This window comes from Pseudomonas sp. 008 (genome assembly GCF_016861935.1).
Taxonomy (GTDB): Bacteria; Pseudomonadota; Gammaproteobacteria; order Pseudomonadales; family Pseudomonadaceae; genus Aquipseudomonas.
Genome location: NZ_BOMA01000016.1, coordinates 124,699 through 146,838, shown reverse-complemented (window position 1 = coordinate 146,838; position 22,140 = coordinate 124,699). Strand labels below are relative to the sequence as shown.

The 22,140-nt window shown below is 59.9% G+C and carries 19 protein-coding genes; 6 read left to right on the top strand and 13 right to left on the bottom strand.

The genetic code is table 11. From position 1 onward, the window contains the following. Positions 1 to 58: 58 nt before the first annotated feature. Together JUI81_RS27255 and otnI are read left to right on the top strand one after the other, a co-directional pair. Positions 59 to 1,519 (top strand): GntP family transporter, encoded by a 1,461-nt coding sequence (locus JUI81_RS27255; protein ID WP_018928934.1) that lies wholly within the window; start codon positions 59 to 61, stop codon positions 1,517 to 1,519. Between the two features lie 21 nt (positions 1,520 to 1,540). Continuing rightward, complete coding sequence (gene otnI, locus JUI81_RS27250) at positions 1,541 to 2,323, top strand: 2-oxo-tetronate isomerase (RefSeq protein ID WP_019578694.1); 783 nt, start codon at positions 1,541 to 1,543, stop codon at positions 2,321 to 2,323. A 4-nt stretch (positions 2,324 to 2,327) separates the two neighbouring features. Here otnI and JUI81_RS27245 read toward each other — a convergent pair whose 3' ends face one another. The 3 genes from JUI81_RS27245 to JUI81_RS32320 form a co-directional block, all read right to left on the bottom strand. After that, positions 2,328 to 3,146 carry a DeoR/GlpR family DNA-binding transcription regulator gene (locus tag JUI81_RS27245; protein WP_019578695.1) on the bottom strand — a complete coding sequence of 273 codons (819 nt, stop codon included), beginning with the start codon at positions 3,144 to 3,146 and terminating at the stop codon, positions 2,328 to 2,330. Between the two features lie 111 nt (positions 3,147 to 3,257). Continuing rightward, entirely contained in the window at positions 3,258 to 3,815 is a 558-nt protein-coding gene (locus JUI81_RS27240) for a hypothetical protein (RefSeq protein WP_204125432.1), read from the bottom strand. An 86-nt stretch (positions 3,816 to 3,901) separates the two neighbouring features. Further along, positions 3,902 to 4,468, bottom strand: coding sequence for a methyl-accepting chemotaxis protein (locus tag JUI81_RS32320; protein WP_374707277.1), 567 nt, complete (start codon positions 4,466 to 4,468; stop codon positions 3,902 to 3,904). Between the two features lie 1,385 nt (positions 4,469 to 5,853). On the opposite strand from JUI81_RS32320, the gene JUI81_RS27230 reads away from it, so the two are divergent. From JUI81_RS27230 to JUI81_RS27215, 4 genes are read left to right on the top strand one after another with little or no spacing between them, the layout of a single operon-like run. Continuing rightward, positions 5,854 to 6,711, top strand: a complete 858-nt coding sequence (locus JUI81_RS27230; protein WP_204125408.1) for a sugar phosphate isomerase/epimerase — start codon at positions 5,854 to 5,856, stop codon at positions 6,709 to 6,711. Further along, the gene (locus JUI81_RS27225) at positions 6,704 to 7,753 is read left to right on the top strand and encodes an isopenicillin N synthase family oxygenase (protein WP_204125407.1); all 1,050 of its coding nucleotides are present in this window, start codon (positions 6,704 to 6,706) and stop codon (positions 7,751 to 7,753) included. Before JUI81_RS27230 ends, JUI81_RS27225 begins: the two co-directional genes overlap by 8 nt. 26 nt (positions 7,754 to 7,779) lie before the next feature. Further along, positions 7,780 to 8,577: a transporter substrate-binding domain-containing protein gene (locus JUI81_RS27220; RefSeq protein WP_096480308.1), complete on the top strand. Its 798-nt coding sequence runs from the start codon at positions 7,780 to 7,782 to the stop codon at positions 8,575 to 8,577. Between the two features lie 49 nt (positions 8,578 to 8,626). After that, the gene (locus JUI81_RS27215; RefSeq protein WP_204125406.1) at positions 8,627 to 10,162 is read left to right on the top strand and encodes an amino acid ABC transporter permease/ATP-binding protein; all 1,536 of its coding nucleotides are present in this window, start codon (positions 8,627 to 8,629) and stop codon (positions 10,160 to 10,162) included. Between the two features lie 29 nt (positions 10,163 to 10,191). On the opposite strand, the gene JUI81_RS27210 is transcribed toward JUI81_RS27215, so the two are convergent. The 10 genes from JUI81_RS27210 to JUI81_RS27165 form a co-directional block, all read right to left on the bottom strand. Further along, the gene (locus tag JUI81_RS27210; RefSeq protein ID WP_204125405.1) at positions 10,192 to 10,956 is read right to left on the bottom strand and encodes an ABC transporter substrate-binding protein; all 765 of its coding nucleotides are present in this window, start codon (positions 10,954 to 10,956) and stop codon (positions 10,192 to 10,194) included. A 262-nt stretch (positions 10,957 to 11,218) separates the two neighbouring features. Beyond that, positions 11,219 to 12,196: a helix-turn-helix domain-containing protein gene (locus tag JUI81_RS27205; protein WP_204125404.1), complete on the bottom strand. Its 978-nt coding sequence runs from the start codon at positions 12,194 to 12,196 to the stop codon at positions 11,219 to 11,221. 88 nt (positions 12,197 to 12,284) lie between these two features. Further along, positions 12,285 to 13,763: an aldehyde dehydrogenase family protein gene (locus tag JUI81_RS27200; protein WP_204125403.1), complete on the bottom strand. Its 1,479-nt coding sequence runs from the start codon at positions 13,761 to 13,763 to the stop codon at positions 12,285 to 12,287. Positions 13,764 to 13,839: 76 nt separating this feature from the next. Next, positions 13,840 to 14,688, bottom strand: coding sequence for a VOC family protein (locus JUI81_RS27195; RefSeq protein ID WP_204125402.1), 849 nt, complete (start codon positions 14,686 to 14,688; stop codon positions 13,840 to 13,842). 24 nt (positions 14,689 to 14,712) lie between these two features. Beyond that, a complete protein-coding gene (locus JUI81_RS27190; RefSeq protein WP_204125401.1) occupies positions 14,713 to 16,359 on the bottom strand; it encodes a bifunctional 3-(3-hydroxy-phenyl)propionate/3-hydroxycinnamic acid hydroxylase in 1,647 nt (548 codons plus the stop codon). A 21-nt stretch (positions 16,360 to 16,380) separates the two neighbouring features. Beyond that, positions 16,381 to 17,202, bottom strand: a complete 822-nt coding sequence (locus JUI81_RS27185; protein WP_204125400.1) for an IclR family transcriptional regulator — start codon at positions 17,200 to 17,202, stop codon at positions 16,381 to 16,383. 3 nt (positions 17,203 to 17,205) lie between these two features. Further along, on the bottom strand, positions 17,206 to 18,057 hold the full coding sequence (locus tag JUI81_RS27180; RefSeq protein ID WP_028940727.1) for a fumarylacetoacetate hydrolase family protein: 852 nt from the start codon (positions 18,055 to 18,057) through the stop codon (positions 17,206 to 17,208). Between the two features lie 316 nt (positions 18,058 to 18,373). Beyond that, on the bottom strand, positions 18,374 to 19,825 hold the full coding sequence (locus tag JUI81_RS27175; protein WP_028940726.1) for a carotenoid oxygenase family protein: 1,452 nt from the start codon (positions 19,823 to 19,825) through the stop codon (positions 18,374 to 18,376). 62 nt (positions 19,826 to 19,887) lie between these two features. Then, positions 19,888 to 21,069 carry an MFS transporter gene (locus JUI81_RS27170; RefSeq protein ID WP_028940725.1) on the bottom strand — a complete coding sequence of 394 codons (1,182 nt, stop codon included), beginning with the start codon at positions 21,067 to 21,069 and terminating at the stop codon, positions 19,888 to 19,890. A 54-nt stretch (positions 21,070 to 21,123) separates the two neighbouring features. After that, positions 21,124 to 22,116, bottom strand: a complete 993-nt coding sequence (locus JUI81_RS27165) for a transporter (RefSeq protein WP_204125399.1) — start codon at positions 22,114 to 22,116, stop codon at positions 21,124 to 21,126. Positions 22,117 to 22,140 lie beyond the last annotated feature (24 nt).

The following is a 22,140-nucleotide window of genomic DNA, read 5'->3' as shown; positions in this document are numbered from 1 at the left end:
GCATTTTCAGACCCGGTTGCAGCACCCTTGTGTTCACCCGGCGCGGAGGGCTTGTGAAATGAGCCCGTTAATCCTGATGGTTACCGCGGGGCTAGGGATCGCTCTGTTGTTGTTTTTGGTGCTCAAGTACAAGTTCCAGCCGTTCGTGGCGTTGATGCTGGTGAGCATTCTGGTGGCGCTGGTGGCCGGGGTGAAACCGGCCGACCTGGTCGCCACCATCGAAGGCGGCATGGGCAAGACCCTGGGCCACATCGCGATCATCATTGCCCTGGGCGCGATGATCGGGCGGATCATCGAGCTCTCCGGCGGTGCCGAGGCGCTGGCCAAGACGCTGATCAGCCGTTTCGGCAATCGACGCACGCCGCTGGCGCTGACGATTGCCGGGTTCATGGTCGGGGTGCCGGTGTTCTTCGAGGTCGGCGTGATCATCCTGATGCCGCTGGCCTATGGCGTTGCTCGCAGTGCACGCAAGCCGCTGTTGGTGTTTGCGCTGCCGATGTGTGCGGCGTTGCTGACCGTACACGCCTTCCTGCCGCCACACCCCGGCGCGGTGGCCGCTGCCAGTCAGTTGGGTGCCGACCTCGGTCGCGTGCTGATGTTCGGTCTGCCGATCACCGCGTTCCTCTGCTATGTCGGTTACCGCGTGGCCGGGCGCATGACCCGTCGGGTGTACCCGATGACCGACGATATCCGCGCCGAAGTCTATGGCCCGCATGTCACCAACGAAGACCTGGTCGCCTGGGCCAATGGCAACGGCAAGAGCGCTGAACGAGCTGCCGTGGCCGCGTCGCACATGGGCCTGGAAGAGTCCACCAGCGCGATCGTTTCCAAGTTGCCGCCGGCACCCGCGCCGGGTTTTGGCATGATCGTCAGCCTGATCGCGCTACCGATCATTCTGATTCTGCTGGGAACACTGTCCAACTCGTTGCTGCCTGCCGACTCGGTCCTGCGCGGCATCATGACCGTGCTCGGTGCGCCATTGGTGGCGCTGCTGATCGACACCTTGCTGTGTGCCTGGTTGTTGGGTTCGCGTCGGGGCTGGAGTCGTACACAGGTGTCTGACGTGATCGGTTCGGCCTTGCCAGGTGTAGCCATGGTGATTCTGATTGCCGGTGCCGGCGGTGTGTTCGGCAAGGTGCTGGTGGATACCGGCATCGGCGCGGTGGTCTCCGATTTGTTGCGCACCACCGGTCTGCCGGTGCTCGCGCTGGGCTTTCTGCTGACCATGCTGTTGCGTGCGGTCCAGGGCTCGACCACGGTGGCGCTGGTGACCACCGCCGGCATCATCAGCCCGCTGATCGCGACCCTCAACCTCACCGCGAATCACATGGCGCTGCTGTGCCTGGCCATGGGCGGTGGCGGGTTGGCCATGTCCCACATCAATGACGCTGGTTACTGGATCTTCACCAAGCTGTCCGGGTTGAACGTGGCCGACGGCCTGCGTACCTGGACCGTGCTGACCACCTTGCTCGGCACGCTGGGTTTCGGTATTACCTTGCTGATCTGGCCGTTTGTCTAACCCTCTATCCAAGGAGCTACCATGCCTCGTTTTGCTGCCAACCTCAGCATGCTCTACCCGGAACATGAGTTTCTGGATCGCTTCGCCGCCGCGGCCGCCGATGGTTTTGAAGCGGTGGAATACCTGTTCCCCTACGACTACAGCGCCCAGGAACTCAAACAGCGCTTGAGCGATAACGGCTTGGTGCAGGCGCTGTTCAACGCACCGCCCGGCGATTGGGCGGCAGGCGAGCGGGGCACGGTATCGTTGCCGGGCCGGGAGAGTGAATTTCGCAGCGGTTTCGATCGCGCACTGGAATACGCCGCCGTCCTGGGCAACTCACGCATCCATGTGATGGCCGGGCTGCTGCCGTCGGAAAACGATCGCCCGCGGCATCACGGCGTGTACCTGGAGAACCTGGCCTACGCCACCGCGCAGGCCGCCAAGGTCGGTGTCACCGTGCTGCTGGAACCGATCAACACGCGCGACATGCCGGGCTTTTTCCTCAACCGCCAGGATCAGGCCCAGGCCATCTGCAAAGAAGTGGGCGCCAGTAACCTGAAGGTTCAGTTCGACTGCTACCACTGCCAGATCGTCGAAGGTGACCTGGCGACTAAACTGCGTCGAGACTTCGCCGGCATTGGTCATATCCAGATCGCCGGCGTGCCGGATCGACACGAGCCAGACCAAGGCGAAGTCAACTATCCCTATCTGTTCGAGTTGATCGACCAGTTGGGTTATGACGGCTGGGTAGGGTGCGAATACCGGCCTCGTGGCAACACGTCGGCCGGTTTGCAGTGGCTGCGGGACTGGAAGGCGCGCTAACGCCTTACAGGTTGTTATCGGAAGGCAACAGCAGTTCCACGCCCTGCTTGCGGATGCTATCGGCCGCGGCAGGGGTCAGTGCGTCGTCGCTGAGGATGATGTCGAACTGCTCGAGCCCGGCGATCCGGTACATGCTGAACGTGCCGTACTTCGAACTGCTGGCCACCAGCACCACTTGCGAGGCCGATTGCATCGCGACTTGCTTGACCTCCACCTTCAGCGCCGACGGCGTGGTGAGGCCGCGACGCAAATCCCAGGAGCTGGTGGAAATGAAAGCGATATCGGTGACGATCTGACGCAAGGTGGCCACCGCCAGCCCACCCACGCACGATTGATTCGAATGATCCAGTTGTCCGCCGGTGTGAATCACCGTGACATGGGGCGCATCGATCAGCGCCTGGACAATCCCGAAGTCGTTGGTCACCACCGTCATCCCCGACAGCGCCTTGATGTACGGGACGATCTCCAGCGTGCTGGTCCCCGCATCGAGATAAATCGTCATGTCGGCATGTAACAGCCGCGCGGCCATCTTGGCCATCGCCTGCTTCTGCGGCAACTCGACCACCGCCTTGAACTGATGACTGGGCTCGCTGTGGAGCTGACTGGCGATTCGCACGCCACCGGTGACCGAGTAAGCACGGCCTTCCTGTTCAAGCAGCGCGATATCGCGGCGAATGGTCATGTGCGAGCAGTCGAACATTTCCATCAGTTGATGAACGCTCAGCACCTGATGCTTGCGCAACTGGCGCAGCATCAATTCACGGCGCTGTTCAGGAATCATCGGTGCGCCGCTTTCGGCGGCGATGTCCTTTTGACTAGGCATTCGGGCTCCAGAGTGAAGAAATCCGCCGACAAGGAAAGCGGTGCAAACATAGTAGCGAATCTACGGTAAAGGAACGAGCTGTTGCGGATCTCTGTTCTGGTGACGGCAGCCTCAATCCAGATCCCGGCGGATAGCGTCCAGGCGTTCGTCGAGCAATGGGGTGAGGAGGGCGTAGCACTGCGCCGGAGTGATCGACACGGTGGTTGTACCTATCAGGCAGCGTTGCAGTTGTTCGAGCGCAGTGTGCAACGAATGGGGAGCGTGCTTGAGCAAGCGTTCGTGCAGGTACTGCAATTGAATCAGCATTTCCAATGGGCAACTTCGATGGGCGGCGGCGCGTACCGACAGCCCGCGCAGTCGTCCCAGCTCTTCAAGTTCCCAGCAGCGCGCGGCGATGCTCGGGCGCGCCAGACTGAGCGCACAGCGTTGCAGTTCGAGGTGCTGGATGGCGCCGAGCAGGTCCTGCAGCAATCGGCAATGGCCATCGAAATCCGTCGGGTCGCGGCGTAACGCACTCCAGGCCTGGCACTGTGCGGAATACGGCCACTCCCTCCAGCGTTGGTCGAGCGCGTGCCCCAATGCCTGGCAACGTTGTTGCGCCTCGCGGGTGACTTGTCCGCCGAGACCGCGATGCTGCTGTAGTCCTTGCAGCAGGTCGAGACCGAGCAACAGCGCCTGCCTTAGTCCCGTATCACCCTGTGGCAGACGGACTTGGCGGGATGGCCCATCGTCGAATGCTGTGGCGAATGCTGGATTCATGGGCGGCTTCCGACGGTGAGCTGGTTGAGATAACGGGTCAGGTCGTGCAGCGCATTGGTTTGCGTGCTCTGTTCCTGCACCGCGCCATTGACCTGTTGCAACTGTTCGCTGAGGGCATGATTGGCTAGCTGATGCTTGCTGAGCGCCTGTTGCATGGCGCCGAGCTGTTGCAGATTGCTCTGGCTATGTTGAGCCAGGTCGTCGAGGTTGGCGGCGAGCTGCTCGCTCTGTTCACTCCCGGCGGCCAGCAGATCGCGGTGTTCCTTGACCTCGCCATCCACCTGGCGCACGGCCATGGCGATCGCCGTCGCGGCGCTGGTGATTTCATGGGTCGCCCGGTCGGTGGCCTGGGCCAGGCTGCGGACCTCATCGGCGACCACGGCGAAACCGCGCCCGTGCTCGCCGGCGCGGGCCGCCTCGATGGAGGCATTGAGTGCCAGCAACTGGGTCTGTTTGGCCAATGCCTGAATGCTGTTGACCGTGCTTTCCACGGCGGTCGTGCGCTGCAGCAACGCTTCCACGGCGTGTGCGGTATTGCCCAGGCGGTGCTGAATGACGCGCATGCTGTCACCCACTGAGCGCGCCTCCAGGCAACCGGTTTCGCTCTGGGTGTGAGCGTTGGCGAAGGCTGCCAGCGCGCCCTTGGCCAAGGCATCGATGCTGTGCAGGGTCTGATCGATCTGTTCGCTGGCGGCGGCGATCATGGCAATGCGTTGGCTCTGTTCCTCTCCCTGGTCGCGGGCTTGCTGAGCCATCTGCTCCAGGGCACGGCTGGCGAACTGCACTTCGCTGCGCAAGCGTTCGTTGTTGCGCAGTTGCAGGCTGGCGGCCACCAGCAGCGTCGCGGGTTCGGCATCCTGGGAGCTGCGCAGCAGTTGTGCCAGTTCCGTGTCCCAGAATGTCTGCAGTTGGCGTTGATGACGCTCGCGAAGCTGCCAGGCGCATCCCAGGTACAGCACGCCAGGTATCAGGGCCAATGCGCTTGCGGGCTGTTCGGCCAGTGCGAGACCACAGGCGCCGAGGGCTAATCCGAGCGGTAGCCAGAAGCCGATCCTGCTGCGTTCGAGCAGGGCTCTGCCAGGTTCGAACAAGGCTTTGGCGAATGATGTGCCGGCCGGGTGCGATGTGCCGCCATCGCTGCGCAAATGAACGATGGCGTGACCCGGTGGGTGCATTCCTTGAGCGGACATGAGGATTTCCTTCTGATGCCGGGATGAAAGCAAAAACGGCGCACGCTCTCCTGCCGCAATGGGCAGGGGAGCGGACGCCGTTGTCCGAGATGTTTGCCAAACCATCGGTGTTGATGGCTCAAGCCTGATCAAAAGCCTAAGCAAGTTGTTTGCCAGCCTTTGCGTTCGACAACGGATCAGCCTGTCACCCCGCGGTGGAAGGAGAATTGCATCTGATGGCTACAGGGCTGTGAAGGCCGCACAGGCGAGCAACGCACCAGTCGCGGGAATGGCAGAGCCGCCGTGCTCTGTTCTGGTTCGTGCCCATCCGCACCGGGCGCGCGCTTGGTAGCAGCTGTCGAGCCTGCGAGGCTGCGTTCGGCTGCGAAGCAGTCGTGAATCCGGCTGATGCGGTCTACCTGACACACCGCGAGTTCTGGTTTTACGACTGCTGCGCAGCCGAACGCAGCCTCGCAGGCTCGACAGCTGCTACAGCGAACGCAGCCTCGCAGGCTCGACAGCTGCTACAGCGAACGCAGGCTCGACAGCTGCTACGGATCGCATTGCGGCTTACACAACGCGAGAAAATCCGGCATCGTTAGTTCATGAATTTCTGAACTAACTATTTGCTGCAGCCTATTCAATCGCTTGTCGCCCTAGCCTTAGGATTCGTCACACGGGACCGCAGCCATCAGAGCCGCGGCCTGCAGCAACTTCTTTCGACTGCCCAGTAACGCCAGCCCAGACAGCGGGTGGCCTGACGCAGCCGAGAGGAATGCATGAAGCTAGAAATTTTCCGCACGTTATGGGGTTATACCGCCAGCAAGGCACAGGCCCTGGATGAACTGCTCGCCGCCGGCTTCGATGGCCTCGAAGCGCGCCTGCCACTGCAGGCCGATGAGCGTGGCGAGTTCGGCGCTTTCCTGCGCAGTAATCAAGTTCCCTACATCTGCACACTGTTCAGTGCCTACGATGTATTGCCCGACCAGAGCGCCACGCCCACTCAACACTTGGCCGACATAGATCGCAAACTGGGCTGGGCTTCGGAGCTGACCCCACGTTTCGTCAATCTGCTGGCAGGCAACGACCGCTGGCCGCAGGCATTGCAGGTCGAATTTTTCGGCCAGGCCATGGAACTGGCCGCCAGGCATGGCGTGTTCTGCAGTTTCGAGACGCATCGCGCCCGTTCCCTTTACAGCCCTTGGGTGACCCTGGAGCTGATCCGCCAACTGCCGGGCCTGCGTTTCACCAGTGACATCAGCCACTGGGTGGTGTGCTGTGAGCGACTGCTGGACGATCCGGCCGACGATCTTTCGGCCTTCGTCGAGCGCGTGCATCACATCCAGGCTCGGGTCGGCTACGACCAAGGCCCGCAAGTCCCCCATCCCGCCGCCCCGGAATATGCCCGTGAACTGGCGTTCCACCAGCGCCACTGGGAGGCCGTCTGGACCGCTCAGCGCGAACGTGGCTACCCGGTCAGCACCTTGACCCCGGAGTTCGGTGCCGACGGTTATCTGCATCACTTGCCCTTCACCAACATGCCGGTGGCCGACCTCTGGACCTTGAACCAGTGGATGGCCCGCACCGAGCGCGAACACTTCGACCGTTTCACCCGTGAAGGAGCCCGCCATGCGTAACACCTCGCCAACCCAAGCCAACTTCAGCAGCATTCCGGTGGTGAACATCGCCGGACTCTTCAGCATCGAGCTGGAGCATCGCCTGGCCGTGGCCGAGCAATTGGGCCGCGCCGCCAGCGATGTGGGCTTTCTGTACATCACCGGGCACGGCATCGATCCGGCGCTGATCGAGGGCCTGCGCCAGGCGGCCAGGGATTATTTTGCGCAACCGCTGGACGCCAAGATGCGCCACTACATCGGCGCCTCGGAAAGCCACAAGGGCTTCGTGCCCGAAGGCGAGGAGGTGTATTCCAAGGGCAAGCCGGATCACAAAGAAGCGTTCGATATCGGCTTCGAAGTGCCAGCGGATGACCCGCTGTTCCTCAACCGTACACCGCTGCTGGGGCCGAACCACTGGCCCGACGTGCCGGGCTTCCAGAGCGCGGTCCAAAACTACTATCAGGCGGTGTTCGCGCTAGGCCGCCGGCTGTTCGATGGCTTCGCCTTGGCCCTGGGGCTGGAGGAGGGTTACTTCGACGCGCTGGTGACTCGCCCACCCTCCAAGTTGCGGCTGATCCATTACCCCTTCGACGCCGATGTCGTCGACGCTCCGGGCATCGGCGCGCATACCGACTACGAGTGCTTCACCATCCTGCACGCCGATCAACCGGGGCTGGAGGTGCTCAATGATCAGGGGCAGTGGATCGACGCGCCGCCACTACCCGACGCGTTCGTGGTGAACATCGGCGACATGCTGGAAGTCATGACCGCAGGTGCCTTTGTCGCCACTGCCCACCGGGTGCGCAAGGTTGCTCAGGAGCGCTACAGCTTCCCGCTGTTCTACGCCTGCGACTATCACACGCTGATCAAGCCGCTGCCGGCATTCGCCAGGGATGACCGGGAGTACGAGGCGCTGGCGATTGGCGAACACATGTGGAGCCAGGCCTTGCAGACCTACCAGTATCTGCGCAAACGCGTGGAGAACGGCGAGCTTGAGCTGCCGTCCCGGGCCCGAAAGCCATCGAGTTTCGGCCATCTGAAGAACACCACCTCTCATTCCTAAAAAAACAACCCACGGAGCTTCCCACCATGCAAAGCCACTTCGCCCTGACCAAACTGAGCCTGCTAGCCGCTGGCCTGTTCTGCGCCAACGCCGCCTTCGCCAGCACCGCGACCCCCGGTGTGTTGAAGGTCGGTATGGAAATCACCTACCCACCGTTCGAGTCCTACGACGCTGACAAGAATGTGGTCGGTTCCGATCCTGAGTTGGCCCACTCCCTGGCCAAGGCGATGAGCGTCAAGGCCAACTTCGTCGACACCAAGTTCCCCAATCTGATCAACGGCCTCAACGCCGGGCATTACGACGCGATCATTTCCGGCATGTACATCACCCCCGAGCGCCAGCTCCAGGCCCGCACCATCGCCTACGCCAATACCGGCGCGGCGATCATGGTGCCCAAGGGCAGCGAGTTGAGCCCGCAGGTTCCCGAGGACTTGTGCGGCCTGAAGATCGGCCTGGAGCAGGGCACTACCTGGGTCGCCAAGTTCAACCAGTTGTCCAGCGACTACTGCGTGCCGAACAACAAAGGCGCGATCACCGTCAACGAATACCCCTCGGCTCCCGAAGTGACGCAGGCGCTACTGTCGAAAAACATTCAGGCCCAGGTGGAAATCGCCGGCGCCGCGCACATGATCGCCCAGCGCACCAACGGGCGGGTCGTAGTCAGTTCGCAGAAGCTGGTTTACCCGCAGACCTTGGGCATCTACGTGAAGAAAGACGCCGACGCTACTTATCAGGCGCTGGTCAAGGCGCTGGCCGACAGCAAGGCCAACGGTGAGTACGCCGCCATTCTCAAAAAATACGACCTGGAACCGGTCTCCGAGTAATGGCTGAAACCGCGCCCTCGGTCGAGGGCGCGGCGAGCACGAGGTGTCTATGCAATTCGACTGGTCTTACTTTATTTCGCTGTTCTCCAAGACTGACTTCTGGGCGGCGAGCCTGACCGTCATCGAACTGAGCGCCCTGGCCTGGTTCCTGGGGATGTTGCTGGGCTTCATCCTGGCGTCAGCCAAGCTGTCCGGCTCGCCCTGGCTGCGCCTGCCGGCGTCACTCTACATCTGGTTCTTTCGCAGCATTCCGCTGCTGGTGTTGGTGGTCTTCATCTACAACCTGCCGCAGCTGCTGCCCGGTGCCGGGCCGGTGCTGTCGGTACCGTTCTATTCCGGCCTGTTGGCGCTGGTGGTCACCGAGGCCGCCTACATGGCTGAAATTCATCGTGGCGGGCTGATCTCGGTCGCCAAGGGCCAGAAGGAAGCCGGCCGCGCCCTGGGTATCGGTCTGCTCGGCCTGCAACGGCTGATTGTGATTCCCCAGGCCTTTCGTATCTCACTGCCGACCTTGATCAACGAATACATCACGGTGGTCAAACTGACCTCGTTGATCTCGGTGATTTCATTGACCGAACTGTTGACCGTCGGCCAGCGCCTGTATGCGCAGAACTTCCTGGTAATGGAAACCCTGGCGGCGGTGGGTGTGTACTACGTGCTGATCGTTACGCTGTTCGGCTTTGCCCTGCAGCGTCTGGAACGCTACCTGGACCTCAACCTGCGGACACCGCAAACCCTCGACAGCGCCTCGACACAAGCGCTGCGTGACAGTCTGGCGCCTGTTCTATCGAGCAAGCTCAAGCCGCCATCCAAAGGCGCCGCCCCGGCCCTGCAACTGCAGGGCGTGCACAAACGCTACGGCGATCATCATGTGCTCAAGGGCATCGACCTGAAGGTACAAAGTGGCCAGGTGATTTCGATCATCGGCCCGTCCGGCTCCGGCAAGACATCGCTGATTCGTACGGTCAATGGCCTGGAGCGCATCGATCAGGGTGAAATCCTGTTGTTCGGGGAGGGCTTCATCAATGCCTGGGACAAACCGGATGGCCGTCGGCTTCGTCAGGGTGTACGGCGCATCGGCATGGTGTTCCAGAGCTTCAACCTGTTCCCGCACCGCACACTGCTGGACAACATCAGCCTCGCTCCCCGTTATCACGGTGTCGGTCGTGTGTTGAGCGAACAACGCGCCTGCCAGTTACTCGACAAGGTCGGCCTGTTAGCACATGTCCACAAATATCCGCATCAACTGTCCGGCGGCCAGCAACAACGCGTGGCGATTGCCCGGGCCATGGCCATGGACCCGGATATCCTGCTGTTCGACGAACCGACCTCGGCGCTGGATCCGGAGCTGGTCGGCGAAGTACTCACGGTCATCAGCCACCTGGCCCGCGAAGGCATGACCCTGCTGATTGTCACCCACGAGATGGATTTTGCCCTGTCGATTTCCGACCGGGTGATCTTCATGGAAAACGGCCACATTCAGCTGGATGCCTCGCCACAGGCGATCCGCGAGCAGCCCGAGGCTCATCGAGTGCGGCGGTTCATGGGGTTGCAGGCGCCAGTGGAGGAGGGATGCCTGCCTTGAATGGGTTTAGCCGCGTGCCCTCAGAACTCCTATGGCGACAAATAGCGCTTTTGTATGCGCGCCAGGGTGCCGTCATCGCGAAGCGTTTCAACCGCCGCGCGCAAGTCTTGCACCAGTTGAGCGGAGCACTGCTTTGAGCAAGCGAGATAGAGCTGCGCACTGCTCATGACGGGGCTCATGTGCAGTGTACGCTCAGACACTTTCGGCCAGATGTATCGACTCTCCGGGACACCGTTGAACCAGGCATCGATGCGACCTTTCAAGAGCATCTGCGCGGGGTTGTCGCCAATGGTCAGGGGGTGGATCTGCTCGTCGCTGAAGCCTTGTTCACGGAGGATTTCCTCCTGCGCACTGCCCAGGCCGACGCCGATTCCCCGGTAGGTTTGCTTCGCCTGCTCGAAGCTGCTCACCGGCCGGTCAAGGCTGAAAAAAGCACGCTCCATGGACATGATTGGCGCGATCCAGGTGAAGCGATCTTCACGTTCCTGCGTGCGTGACAAAGGGGCGATCAGGATGTCCTGATTCTCGCTGACATGTTTCTGCGATCTGGCCCAGGGAAGCACATGGACATGCGCGATATAGCCGGCGTTGGCAATGGCGGTCATCACGGCCTCGCCGACCATGCCGTGGCCTTTGGAGCCATCGACGAACGTCAGGGGTGGAGCGTCCGGGATATACAGTTCGAGCGGCAAGGGCGCGCCACTCGCGTGACAGGCAATCAGCAGCGAGATCGACAGACACAACCTGCAAAGCGTCTTTGTACGGGCAGTTGAGATCCGTGAACTCCCGCTCATGGTTGATCATTCAGGCATTGAAAGTAGGGGGGAGCCACAATTCACCGGTGGTATTGATCACAGGGGTGATGAGTCTGTTTTTGTATTGGGTTCGGCATCGACGCCGTATTTTACGCAGACTTTGTGGCGGGACACATCTACCTCCCAAGTGAATGTGTTTTGCGGGGCCAGTACCTGTTGTGCACCCGCATCACAATGGGCGAGCAGCAGGTGATGCAAGGTCAAGGGCCGGATGGCTCATGAATGGCTTGACTTACCGGCGTCAGGAGCGGGCCTGGGTATCGCGGAACAGCTTGGGCGACATGCCGAACGCCGATTTGAACTGTCTGCTGAAATGAGCACTGCTGCCATAGCCCCAGGCAAAGGCGATGTCGGTGAGTGAGCGATGGGCATGTTCCCGGCTGCGCAGATCTTCGGCGCAGCGCGACAGGCGCCGTTGCCAGATGTATTCGCTGATGCTGCAGCCGAGCTCCTCCTGAAATGCGCGGTGCAAACTGCGCACCGAGCACTGCTCGACGCTGGCGATGCGCTCGATGGTCAGGTCGCGGTCGGCCAGGTGGCGCTCGATATACGCCTTGAGGCGGTTTTGCTTGAAGAAGCGGAAATCGTGTTCGAGTTGTTTTTCTTCCTGTTTGTTCTTCAGGGCGTTATCCAGAAGCCCCACGATACTGTTGCCGATCAGTTCGGCCGAATGATTGTTGAGCAGTGGGTACTGGCTGTACGCATCACTGATCAGATGCATCAACATGCGGCCCAATCCATTGCGCCCGTTCAGGTGAACATCGCCTGCTTGCGGTGGCTGTCCGGCCGGACCCTTGAAGAGCAGGATAAGATGTTCGCAACCTTGAGTGCTGGTGACGCTGAAGGGCTGGCCGCTGTCGACCAACAGCATCTCGTCAGGCGCTAATGCGCTGCTGTGCCGACCTTGTTCGAAATGACTGACGCCGGCGATCTGCAGAATCAGCATGCGCGGTGTATCGGGTGAGTCGACCGCTTTGCTCAGATGGCGTGAGTAGCGATGGGCACTGGCGGTCATGCGGCAGAAGCCGAGCTGACCCAGATCGCCATATTCCAGCCGACCTTGAAAGTTGCTGTTATGCAACGGGTCGATGAATGTCGATTCCAGACGCTTGATGTAGTCCGGCGTGCGACCCAAGTGATCGCTCATGAACTCTTTCCACTTCATCAGCCGGTCGGAGCGAACAACTTGATCGGTGGACACACAGGCTAAATGACTCATCTTTTCGCCTCTTTTCTTATTGTTTTTGTTGATTGGGCAAGTGGGTCAACACTTGCCCAATTTTAGTCCGGTCAGTATCGATCAAGAGTCAGAAAGGGTAGTGGTGGCTCCCCGGTTGCCAGGTGACCCAATGGGCGCGGGTGAATTCATCCAGGGCGTAGTGACCATTGAAACGCCCGAGGCCGGAGTTCTTTTCGCCGCCGAAGGGCGCATTGGGCTGGTCGTCGACGGTGATGTCGTTGATATGGGTCATCCCGGCCACGATGCCACGGGCGAAGTTCAAGCCTCGGGCCATGTCCTGGGTGAATACCGCGCTGGACAGGCCATATTCGCTGGCGTTGGCCAACTCCAACGCATGCGCTTCGTTTTCTGCGATCAGCAGCGGCAGCAACGGCCCGAAGGTTTCATCACGTGCCAGTTCCTGATCGGCCCCGACTTCACCGAAGACATGCGCAGGCAACACCAACCCGGACGCTGGGCCGCCACACAACCGCTTGAGGCCTGCGTTCTCGGCGGCATCGATTTTACGCAACAGGCCATCGAGCTGGTTCTGATTGACCACCGGCCCAATCACGGTGTCTGGGTGGGCCGGGTCGCCGGTCTTGAGCTTGCGCACTCGCTCCACCACCAGCGCGGTGAAGTCCGCATACAGCGAGCGGTCGACGATCACCCGGTTGACGCTCATGCAGATCTGGCCCTGATGCAGGAAACGCCCGACCACTGCTGCGTGCGCAGCTATATCAATATCCGCATCATCCAGGACCACCAGTGGAGCATTGCCGCCCAACTCCAGCGCAACGCGCTTGATGTGTTTGCCGCCAGTCGCAATCCGGCCGACATTGCGACCGACATCGGTTGAGCCGGTGAAGGAAATCAGGCTTGGCACCGGGTGTTCGACGAAGGCATCGCCGATCTCCGAACCTGCACCGACCACGACATTGAGCGAACCCTCCGGGAAGCCTGCGTCTTCGAACAAATGAGCAATCAGCAGGCCGCCTGTTACTGCCGTGTCGCTGGCGGGTTTAAGCACCACTGTGTTGCCAAGCGCGAGTGCCGGGACCACCGAACGCATGCTCAGGTACAACGGAAAATTCCATGGGCTGATCACCCCGACAACACCCAGCGGTTCACGGAAGACAAAGCTCTGTTCACCGGGCTTGTAGCTCGTCAGGATCCGTCCTTCAACCTGCATCGGCAACGTTGCGCACTCACGCACCAGGTTCAGGGTGAACTGCCATTCCATGCTCGCCTTGATGCGCGTGCTGCCGGACTCACGAATCAGCCAGTCGATGATTTCATCGCGGCGGTTCAGGATGACGTGAGCGAGTTTCTCCAGTTGCGCGCTGCGCTGTGTCGGATGCAGCTGTGCCCACGCTGTTTGCGCACGATGTGCAGCCTGATAGGCATCGTCGAGATCGGCAATCGAGGCCAGTGGCATTTCCAGCAGTTGCTCGCCATTGAAAGGGTTACGGTCATCCAGGCGCCGCGAGGAACGACCTGTACGCCAGGTGCCATTGATGTATTGGTCGCCATTGATGGCGTAGAGGGGCAAATGTTGAGTCGTCATAGTCTTACCTTTGGAGGCAGGTGGCCGCGTCGATTAAGGACATGGATGATGCAAAACCTTGTCTGAAGAAATGTGCTCAGCTTCTGATCCAGGCGCGCCCCCAGGAATTGAGTGTGTACTCCTCCTGCGGCCAGACACCGGGTTGGCGGGCGGCATCGGTCATTTCGAGTTCGGCGGAAAACTCCAGGCGGTTGCGATCGGCATCGACGACCATAAAGAACAGATTGTTGCCCGGCCCATGCCGGCCGGGGCCGAAGAAAATGGTGATGCGTTCCTTGGCGAAGCGATCACCCCAGTCGCGGATGTCATTCCATTCATTGGTTTCGTAACAGTGGTGATCCCATTCGTTTTTCGTACCACGGAAAAATGCCAGCGAATGATGCTCATCGTCCGAGCGCAGGAAGCACACCATGAGCTGGCCGGTCTGCTCGTCGACGACATTGTCCGATACCGTAAACCCGACCTTATTGACGTAGAAATCGATCATGGCTTCCAGTTCAGTGGTCTGGAATACCACGTGCTGCAAGCGGCCCGGCATGCCTTGACGGTCGACACCGGGATCAATGCGGGACACGCCAAATATCGTTTGTCGGCCTTGAGGGTCACGAAGCACAAAGGCATCCGGTTCGAGCAACGGCGAGTCGATGTCTTCGACAGCACAGCCATTCTCGTTCAGGCGAGCGCGCAGTTCTCCCAGCCGAGCCTGATCGCCCAGGTCATAGGCCGCCGCGAGCAGGCCGCTGTGATCGGCGGGCGACACGAGCATGGCGCGTTGCGGGCCACTGAGTATCCAGCTGCCATCGGGCTGTGCCAGGCCTTCCATGTCTAGCATGCGCCGGTAGAAATCGATTTGTCGTTGCGGCTCTTTGCTTGCCAGATGCAGGTAGCACAGGCGTGCAGGGGTGCAGGTCTGTAGGGTTTGCATAAACACCTCCGTAGCTTTAAGGGTTCAGGGAAAGACCGGCGCGATACTCGACTCGGCTGTCTGGTTTCGCGCCTGCGCGATGCCGAACAACGACTGCAGCGACTCGGCAGCCTTTGTTTCGCCGGCCTTATCGAAAATGGCGGCGATATAGCGATCCGGGCGCAGCAGCAAGAACGTGTTTGAATCGCCCAGTATTTCTTTGAGCAAACCCTGGCGGTCATGAAGCACCGTGCAGCCAGGCATCGAAGGCATGTTTTCGACAGGCTCGGGAAGGATCAGAATGCGCTTGGCTTCGAGGTGGAACCACAAGCCATGCTGGAGTTCGTCGATGCGTTGGCGGCTGTGGTCGCCGTACTGAATCAAGGCGAAGCCTGCACCGATCGAGTCATCGAGCAGAAATTCCTGGCCTTGAGCATCGGTGAGCATCGGTTGAGGGAACATGTGCCCGCAGGACAGTTTCCCGGCTTTACCTTCGGTCAGTACCAGCCCTTTGGTGAATCGGGGTTTAGGCTTGAAGCGCATTTGCAGGAAATAGTCCCGCAACGGTGGCAGCAGGCCGATCAAAGCAAATGCACCGCTGATCAAACGAGCGCGCAAGACAGTTGCCGGCGCCATGACCACGCCGAGGTTCAAGGCCAGTCTGATCAGTGCCCAGGCGTGATCGCGACGCTCGCTTTCGTAAGACAGTAGAGCCGTTTCAGCCATTTTGCCCTTCAGCACGCCGATCAGTTTCCAGGCCAGGTTATGGGCATCGCGAACACCGCTGTTCATGCCCTGTCCGGCATAGGGAGGGGTCAGATGCGCGGCATCGCCGGCGAGAAACACGCGGTTCACTTGCCACCGTTCGGCAACCCGGGCGTGGAAGGTATAAACGGTCTTGCGCACGATGGACGCCGGGGTGTTGCCCTTGAAGGGATGAAGCAACGCTTGCAGGCGAGCATCGCCGAGTACCTGCTCATCGGTTTCGTCCGGCTTGAGCAGAAACTCGAAGCGGCGTGTGCGGTGGGGGCCGGGTACTTCAACGACGGGACGGCGTGCATCGCAGTACACACGTGTTTGCCAGAACGGATCGTCATCCTGATCAGTGTCGACCACCAGCCAGCGCGAGGAGAAGCTCGAGCCAACCATCTCGATTCCGAGTTGCTTGCGCACCGGGCTACGACCACCGTCGCAGGCGACCAGATAGGCCGCATGGACTTCGACAGTTTCGCCGTCTGCGTCACGGATCAGTGCGCGCACGCCATGCTTATCCTGACTGAATTCCAGCAGCTCATGGCTGAACCGGGCCTTCAGGTTGGCAAAGCGCTCAAGGCCCGTTTTCAGGGTGTGTTCAAACAGTGGCTGGCGAAATGCATTGCGCTTGGGGAACCCGTACAACTTGCCGGTGGGCTCGACTTTGCCGAAGCAGCGGCCACCGGGCCGAGTGAAATAGTGCACGCCATAGCCCGGCACTACATCTCGCAACACGGCTTCATCCAGTCCGACGGCCTGCATGGTGCGCAAGGATTCGTCATCGATCGAAACGGCCCGCGGCTCGGTCACGGTGTCCGGCTTGCGATCAATGATCAAGGTGTCCACATCGGCTTGGCCAAGCAAGTTGGCCAGGGTCAGCCCGGTGGGCCCGGCGCCGATGATCAAGACGTGCGTACTGATTTTTTTGAGGGGTGTCATTGTTGTTCCCTTCCGGATGGCTCAGTCCAATGGCTTGGGGCGGTTGGCGAGTGCAGCCATGAGTTGCGACAGGTTTTGCGCCAGGGCAAGGATCTGCTGTCCTTGCTGTTCTTCCTGAGTGCTGTCACGTTCCTGAATCGGGCGCACGCAGCTGATGCTGGCGACGACTTTGCCATCGCCATCGAAGATCGGAGCGGCGAGGCCATAGACGCCAGCGTCGACTTCGCCGGCGCTGGCCACATAGCCCTGATGACGAAGACGCTGCAGCGAGCGGCGGAACTGTTCCCAGGTCTGACCAAGATTGCTGGCGCGCACCTCATCGGGGTTTTCCAGGAAGAGTTGGCTGTGTTGACGCGAGGTCATGTTGGCGAGGATGGCCTTGGAGGTCGCGCCCAGGAACAACGGCCTCGGTGAGCCGCGTGAGTAGCTGACCTCGCTGAACAAATCGCCGTATTGATGAATGCAGACCACCTGGTCCTTGAACAGGCGGCAGATCAGCCAGATCTGTTGCTCGCTCCAGCGTGGGAGGCTTGGCTCCAATGATTGTGCGGCGCGCACCAAAGGGTCGCTCAGTCGCAACTGACGGTCCCAGGTAATGATTCTCGCGCCCAGGGCGTACCGTCCGGCCCCGACCTGGAACAACAAGTTGGCCTCGGCCAGTTCGCGCACATAGCGGTAGATGGTTGAACGGGTAAACCCCAATGCACCGCCCATGTCATCGACAGCCCAGATCGGACTCTCTTCGGTAAACAGATCGAGTACCCGCAGCATGCGCTCCAGGCTAGAACCTTTACTGTCGATATCCTGCACCGGCAATTGTTCCGATTCGCGTAGTGTGGCCATGGCTTACTGCTCGTCGACGATGCTGTTGCGCAGGATGCCGATTCGCGAAATTTCGATCTCGACTTCATCGCCCGGTTTCATCCATACCGGCGGTTCACGGAACGCGCCGACGCCGCCGGTGGTGCCGCTGACAATCACATCGCCGGGGGCCAGTTCGGTGAAGGTGGAGCAATATTCGATCAGTGCGCGGACATCGAAAATCATGTCGCTGGTGCTGGTGTGCTGCATGACTTCGCCATTGAGGCGGGTAGTCAGTTCCAGGTCCTGTGGATCGCCGATCTCGTCGCGGGTGACCAGCCAAGGGCCAAAGCCGCCGGTGTTCGGGAAGTTCTTGCCTGGCACGAATTGAATGGTGTGTTTCTGCCAGTCGCGGACACTGCCGTCGTTGTAGCAGGCGTAACCGGCGACATAGTCCAGCGCGTCGGCTTGCTTGACGTGACGCGCCGGTTTGCCGATCACCACCGCAAGCTCGCCTTCAAAATCAAGCTTGTGCGAGGCCTTCGGGCGAACGATGGGTTGCAGGTGGGCAGTCTGGCTGTCAGCGAAACGAGTGAAAATCATCGGGTAGGTCGGCATCTCACGACCGGTTTCACGTACGTGTGTGGCGTAGTTGATGCCAATGCACAGCACTTTGCCCGGGTTCGGGATGACGGGTAGAAAAGTTACTTCAGCCAATGGGATACGAGGCTGGCTCGCCAGGACCTCGTGGCTCAGTTCGGCCAGGCGATTGTTGGCGATAGCCTGCTTGAGATCGGTGCCGAAGGTTTGCTTGACCGACTCCAGATCGATGACATGCTCGCCATCGACGACGCCGTAGGTGCTACGGCCTTGAACAATAAAGCTCGCGAGTTTCATTGAGTGCTCCTTGATAGAGGATCAGCGCATGCGCAGGGAGCAAAGAAGCTCGGCACTGCTCATGTAGCTATGGCGGCAGGTAAGCCGCGGCGGTTGAGGTTCAATCTAGTTGTGGAGATTAATCCTGTAAAGCGGGATTTATTAAAAATCCCAAAATGCAGGAATTATGCTTTTTTATGTATTTTTGGCAGCATTTTGCCGACCCTCCGGAACAGGCAATACGAGACAGTGACGTGTTTGGAAGGTCAGGGCAGGAGCCGTATCCCGGCCTGGTGAATCACAGGCTTCCTGTCATTTCAGTGGGTCGCCCATGGGGTCATTGTTTGCTCGGCACCCAGCAACCATGTAGCGACATGCGCATCCGGAACGGCACTTTGATTCGTGCAATGGGGCCATTCTCCATGTCACGAGAATCCAGAACTACAAGCTCGCTGCGACCGTCCGCGATGTGATTGAGAACGGAAACGACGTAGCCATCCGCCTCCTGCGCATCAGGGGAGCGCGGAATGAAAATGGGCTCCTGGAAGCATCCGCTGTCACCGGGAAACCAGGCATCGGTGGTGCCTGTTTTCAGGTTCACATGGGCTAGCAGATTGAAGAATTGAAACGGAATCGGCCCATTCGCGGGGTTGTACGGGCGCTCTGGATCGAACGCGAGCACAAAGCCGTGCTCATATTTTCGACCGATGTAGCGGTCATCGCACCTTGGGAATTCGCAGGGGTAATCCGTCAATGGCTGCGGTTGAATGTCCTCCTGCGTGCTGGTCAGGTCGAAGGTCCAGCGCATCAGGCAGGCCGCCAGTGTTTCGGGTGGCGGGACATGACCGTCGGCCTGGGGAAAGAAGTAAAAGATATTCCCGCCGGTGACCGGCATGTCTACGTAAACCTTGTCGCCCTCATCGAACGCGTTGAGCGTATGGCCCTGGAAACCGTCCTTGGGGCCCTTGAACCATCGAACGTCCTCCGCGCGCCCATTGCGTGGTACGACGGCGAAGAGCTGAGGCAGATCGGGTTGCCATTGGAAATGCTGGCCACCTTTCTTCATACGCTCGAGGTCGGTCGTCAACGGAATCAGCGGGAACACCACGTAGTGTTCAGTCACCGCGAAATCATGAACCATGGCCGCGTACGGCGCCTGGAACCAGATTTGGTGCAACAGCTTTCCGTCGGGCGACAGTTCGAAATAGGCCAGGTCAGGTGTGCCGTCACCTTTGGCTTCGTAGCTGAAGGCCAAGAGGTTTCCTGTTACCGGGTCGAGCTTGGGGTGGGCGGTGAACGTCGCTGATTCGATCTGCCCGTCAAAATGCCACTCGCCGAGGGTTTCCAGTGTTTCAAGATCCATTGCCCAGGGCATGGCATCTTCTTTGAGTGCAAGCAGCACACCGTTATGAGCGACAACGCTGGTATTGGCGGTGGTGTTGTTCTTCGCCGCCAGTGGATCATTGGTGTAGACGTTGCGATAGATTCCATTGAGCGAGCGACCTTCGCGGCGCTGAGCCATCAACCGGTCGGTTATTACGTAGCGACGTCGCATCGACACCTTGCCATCGGCAAAGTAGAACGCGCTGACCATTCCGTCGCCATTGAAGAAAATATCCGAGCCCAGCATCGGCGGGTATTGCGGGTCTGGCGCAACCTGATAAAAAGCGCCACGGATCGAAGCGGGAAGGGTGCCTTCAATCTCCAGGTCGAACACCTCGGCTTCTATCCGACTGGGTGCATAGAGCGCGCCGGAAAATTCAGGGGTTTGGGGAAACGGGGTGGTCATCGGCATAACCTCTGAAGATGGGTATCGATTGTTCATTGACGGGGTTCCTGTTTGATATCAGGTCAGGTCGACTGAGGCGACAGTGCTGTGGTGCAAGGCTTCGCGTCACGACGAAAACGTGCAACGAGCAGACACGAGATAACCAGGGCTGTCAGGTAGGCCGAGGCCGCCAGCCATCCGACGGCGCGGAATTGCCCTTCGCCTACCACGAGTGCCGCGCCAAACGGGCCGAGCCCCTGACCAACGAAAATCGCGGCGTTACCCAGCCCGGCCAGTCGGCCGGAAGGGTCCAGCTCGGCCGCCATGGACAGTAAGTAAGGCAGACTGAAAAACCATACTGCATGGATCAGGCAGGCAGTGACCGCAAATGCGACAGGGGTATTGCCATAGACCATGACCAGAGTCGCAATCAGCGCCGTGCCGAAGCTCAGTAGTTGCGGAAACAGCAACCCAAGGCGTCTGCCGATAAGTCCGGCCAGTGCCGCTCCAAGGGCACCGGCAAGGATGCTGCCCCCCAGTATTCCACCGATCTGTTGCGGTTCCAGGCCAATGCTTTTACCGATGCGCTCTTGGTAAACCCACAGTGCGGAATGGCCAAAAAACAGCAGCGTAAAAAGCATCAGCAGTAAGATCGATGTGAGCCCGAAAGGCGGGATCGAGCCGCTCGCTGCCCGATGTGCCTCGGGGTAGCTCCTCGGCACTCTCCAGCTACCAACCATCGCCAGGGCACTGGCGATGGCCAAGAGATAAAACGCCCCGGCCACGCCGAATGATTTCAGAATCACCGGCATGGAACTCACAAGCAGCATCCCCCAGAGCAGGTTGCCGATGTTTATCACCGCGAACGTCGAATCCTTGGATGTGCGCAGGGCTGCGGTGGCATAGACAACGGCCATGACCGCGCCACCGCTTGCGCCGCATATCATTCGGCAGATCAGTAACAACCCCTGGCTATGCAGTTGAGCACTGGCCAGATTGCCGAGTACTAGCATCAGCAAGGCAATCAGGGCAAAGCGGCGCCGGTCGACGCTGGCCATCAACATGGCGCAAACGCCGCAGGCGACGGCCATTGCAATCAGTTCTGCCGCAAAAATGGCGCCGATGGCATTCAGTGGCAAACCGAGTTGGTCGATAAAGGCTCCGCCCAGAATAGGCTGGATTTGCAACGTCCCTAAGGAAATGACCATCATCAGGCAGATAGCGGCCAATGATTTTTTACTGTCAATGGAGTCGAGCGCGTTCATGAAACATCACCTCGGGTAAAAGGGCCCGCTCATGCACGAGTGGGCGCACATCGGTCAGAATGTGTGGGCGTATCGGATCTGGACGGCGTAATCCGTTTGCGCGCGGTTCTCGACGCCGGTCTCTTTATAGGTATTCAGCCAGAAGCCCTGGCCATCGCTGATTTTCCAGAACAGGCCCGGGCCAATGCCCAGCACCTTTTCCCGAGAGTTGCTCAGCCGACCTCCGTTAACCTCGTCATCTGATATTTGCCTGAAGTAGTACCCGTTGATCCCGACGGATACGTTGGGGACCACTTCATACGAGGCCGTGAAGTTGGCCCACGCCGATTGTCCTGCCCGGGTGTCGCGCACAGGCTGGCCCTCGAAAAGTTGCGTCGAACTGCTCGCCGGATCGTTGTTCTTGAAGTTGTACAGGTAGTGCAGCCTCCAGCTCACTTCCCAACGAGGCGCCGGCATCCAGGTCGCGGCCCAGTAAGGGTTCAGAGAGAAGTAGTTGGAGCCTGGGTTCAGGTCTTTATGTTTATCGTATTTGCCGGTTGGAAGGATGGTGTCGAAAGCCAGACGCTGCACAAACACGGGCCTGCCGTGGGCGTCGACGATCGGGTCGAACTGGATCTGCGGCCCTACCGTGACATCACCAAGCCCTGTGCCGTTATCCTGGAGCTTGGCACCGTTGTCGCCAAAGTCACCGTCCAGGGAGATGATGGGCACCAATAAGCTCCAGCCCAGGTGTGCACCGCCGCCGATGGTCTCGGGTGAGTAATAGCTCAGTTGGTTGATCAGCGAGATGACGTTGATCTTCGGATTATCGAAGGCGCCATTATCCTTGCCTGCATTGTCCCTGATGCTGCGTGCGGTGCTGAATTTCAGATAGGTCAGGTGGGACAGACCGGGCGGCCCCGCGAAACCGTCGTAGAAACTGGTGCCGCCCAGATTGATACCGCTGGGTTCACTCACCGACGGTGGTGGAGGGCCCTCTGCTGCTGGTACGGCAAGCGATGCGAAGCTGAGTGCCAGGCATACTGGCAGGGATTTTTTCAGGCTCATCGAAGTGGCTCTATTCTTGGAATT

Bases quoted from the DNA above. Each gene is read 5' to 3' on its own strand.
- JUI81_RS27255 (WP_018928934.1), top strand. From the start codon at position 59: ATGAGCCCGTTAATCCTGATGGTTACCGCGGGGCTAGGGATCGCTCTG.
- otnI (WP_019578694.1), top strand. From the start codon at position 1,541: ATGCCTCGTTTTGCTGCCAACCTCAGCATGCTCTACCCGGAACATGAG.
- JUI81_RS27245 (WP_019578695.1), bottom strand. From the start codon at position 3,146: ATGCCTAGTCAAAAGGACATCGCCGCCGAAAGCGGCGCACCGATGATT.
- JUI81_RS32320 (WP_374707277.1), bottom strand. From the start codon at position 4,468: ATGCGCGTCATTCAGCACCGCCTGGGCAATACCGCACACGCCGTGGAA.
- JUI81_RS27230 (WP_204125408.1), top strand. From the start codon at position 5,854: ATGAAGCTAGAAATTTTCCGCACGTTATGGGGTTATACCGCCAGCAAG.
- JUI81_RS27225 (WP_204125407.1), top strand. From the start codon at position 6,704: ATGCGTAACACCTCGCCAACCCAAGCCAACTTCAGCAGCATTCCGGTG.
- JUI81_RS27220 (WP_096480308.1), top strand. From the start codon at position 7,780: ATGCAAAGCCACTTCGCCCTGACCAAACTGAGCCTGCTAGCCGCTGGC.
- JUI81_RS27215 (WP_204125406.1), top strand. From the start codon at position 8,627: ATGCAATTCGACTGGTCTTACTTTATTTCGCTGTTCTCCAAGACTGAC.
- JUI81_RS27210 (WP_204125405.1), bottom strand. From the start codon at position 10,956: ATGAGCGGGAGTTCACGGATCTCAACTGCCCGTACAAAGACGCTTTGC.
- JUI81_RS27205 (WP_204125404.1), bottom strand. From the start codon at position 12,196: ATGAGTCATTTAGCCTGTGTGTCCACCGATCAAGTTGTTCGCTCCGAC.
- JUI81_RS27200 (WP_204125403.1), bottom strand. From the start codon at position 13,763: ATGACGACTCAACATTTGCCCCTCTACGCCATCAATGGCGACCAATAC.
- JUI81_RS27195 (WP_204125402.1), bottom strand. From the start codon at position 14,688: ATGCAAACCCTACAGACCTGCACCCCTGCACGCCTGTGCTACCTGCAT.
- JUI81_RS27190 (WP_204125401.1), bottom strand. From the start codon at position 16,359: ATGACACCCCTCAAAAAAATCAGTACGCACGTCTTGATCATCGGCGCC.
- JUI81_RS27185 (WP_204125400.1), bottom strand. From the start codon at position 17,202: ATGGCCACACTACGCGAATCGGAACAATTGCCGGTGCAGGATATCGAC.
- JUI81_RS27180 (WP_028940727.1), bottom strand. From the start codon at position 18,057: ATGAAACTCGCGAGCTTTATTGTTCAAGGCCGTAGCACCTACGGCGTC.
- JUI81_RS27175 (WP_028940726.1), bottom strand. From the start codon at position 19,825: ATGACCACCCCGTTTCCCCAAACCCCTGAATTTTCCGGCGCGCTCTAT.
- JUI81_RS27170 (WP_028940725.1), bottom strand. From the start codon at position 21,069: ATGAACGCGCTCGACTCCATTGACAGTAAAAAATCATTGGCCGCTATC.
- JUI81_RS27165 (WP_204125399.1), bottom strand. From the start codon at position 22,116: ATGAGCCTGAAAAAATCCCTGCCAGTATGCCTGGCACTCAGCTTCGCA.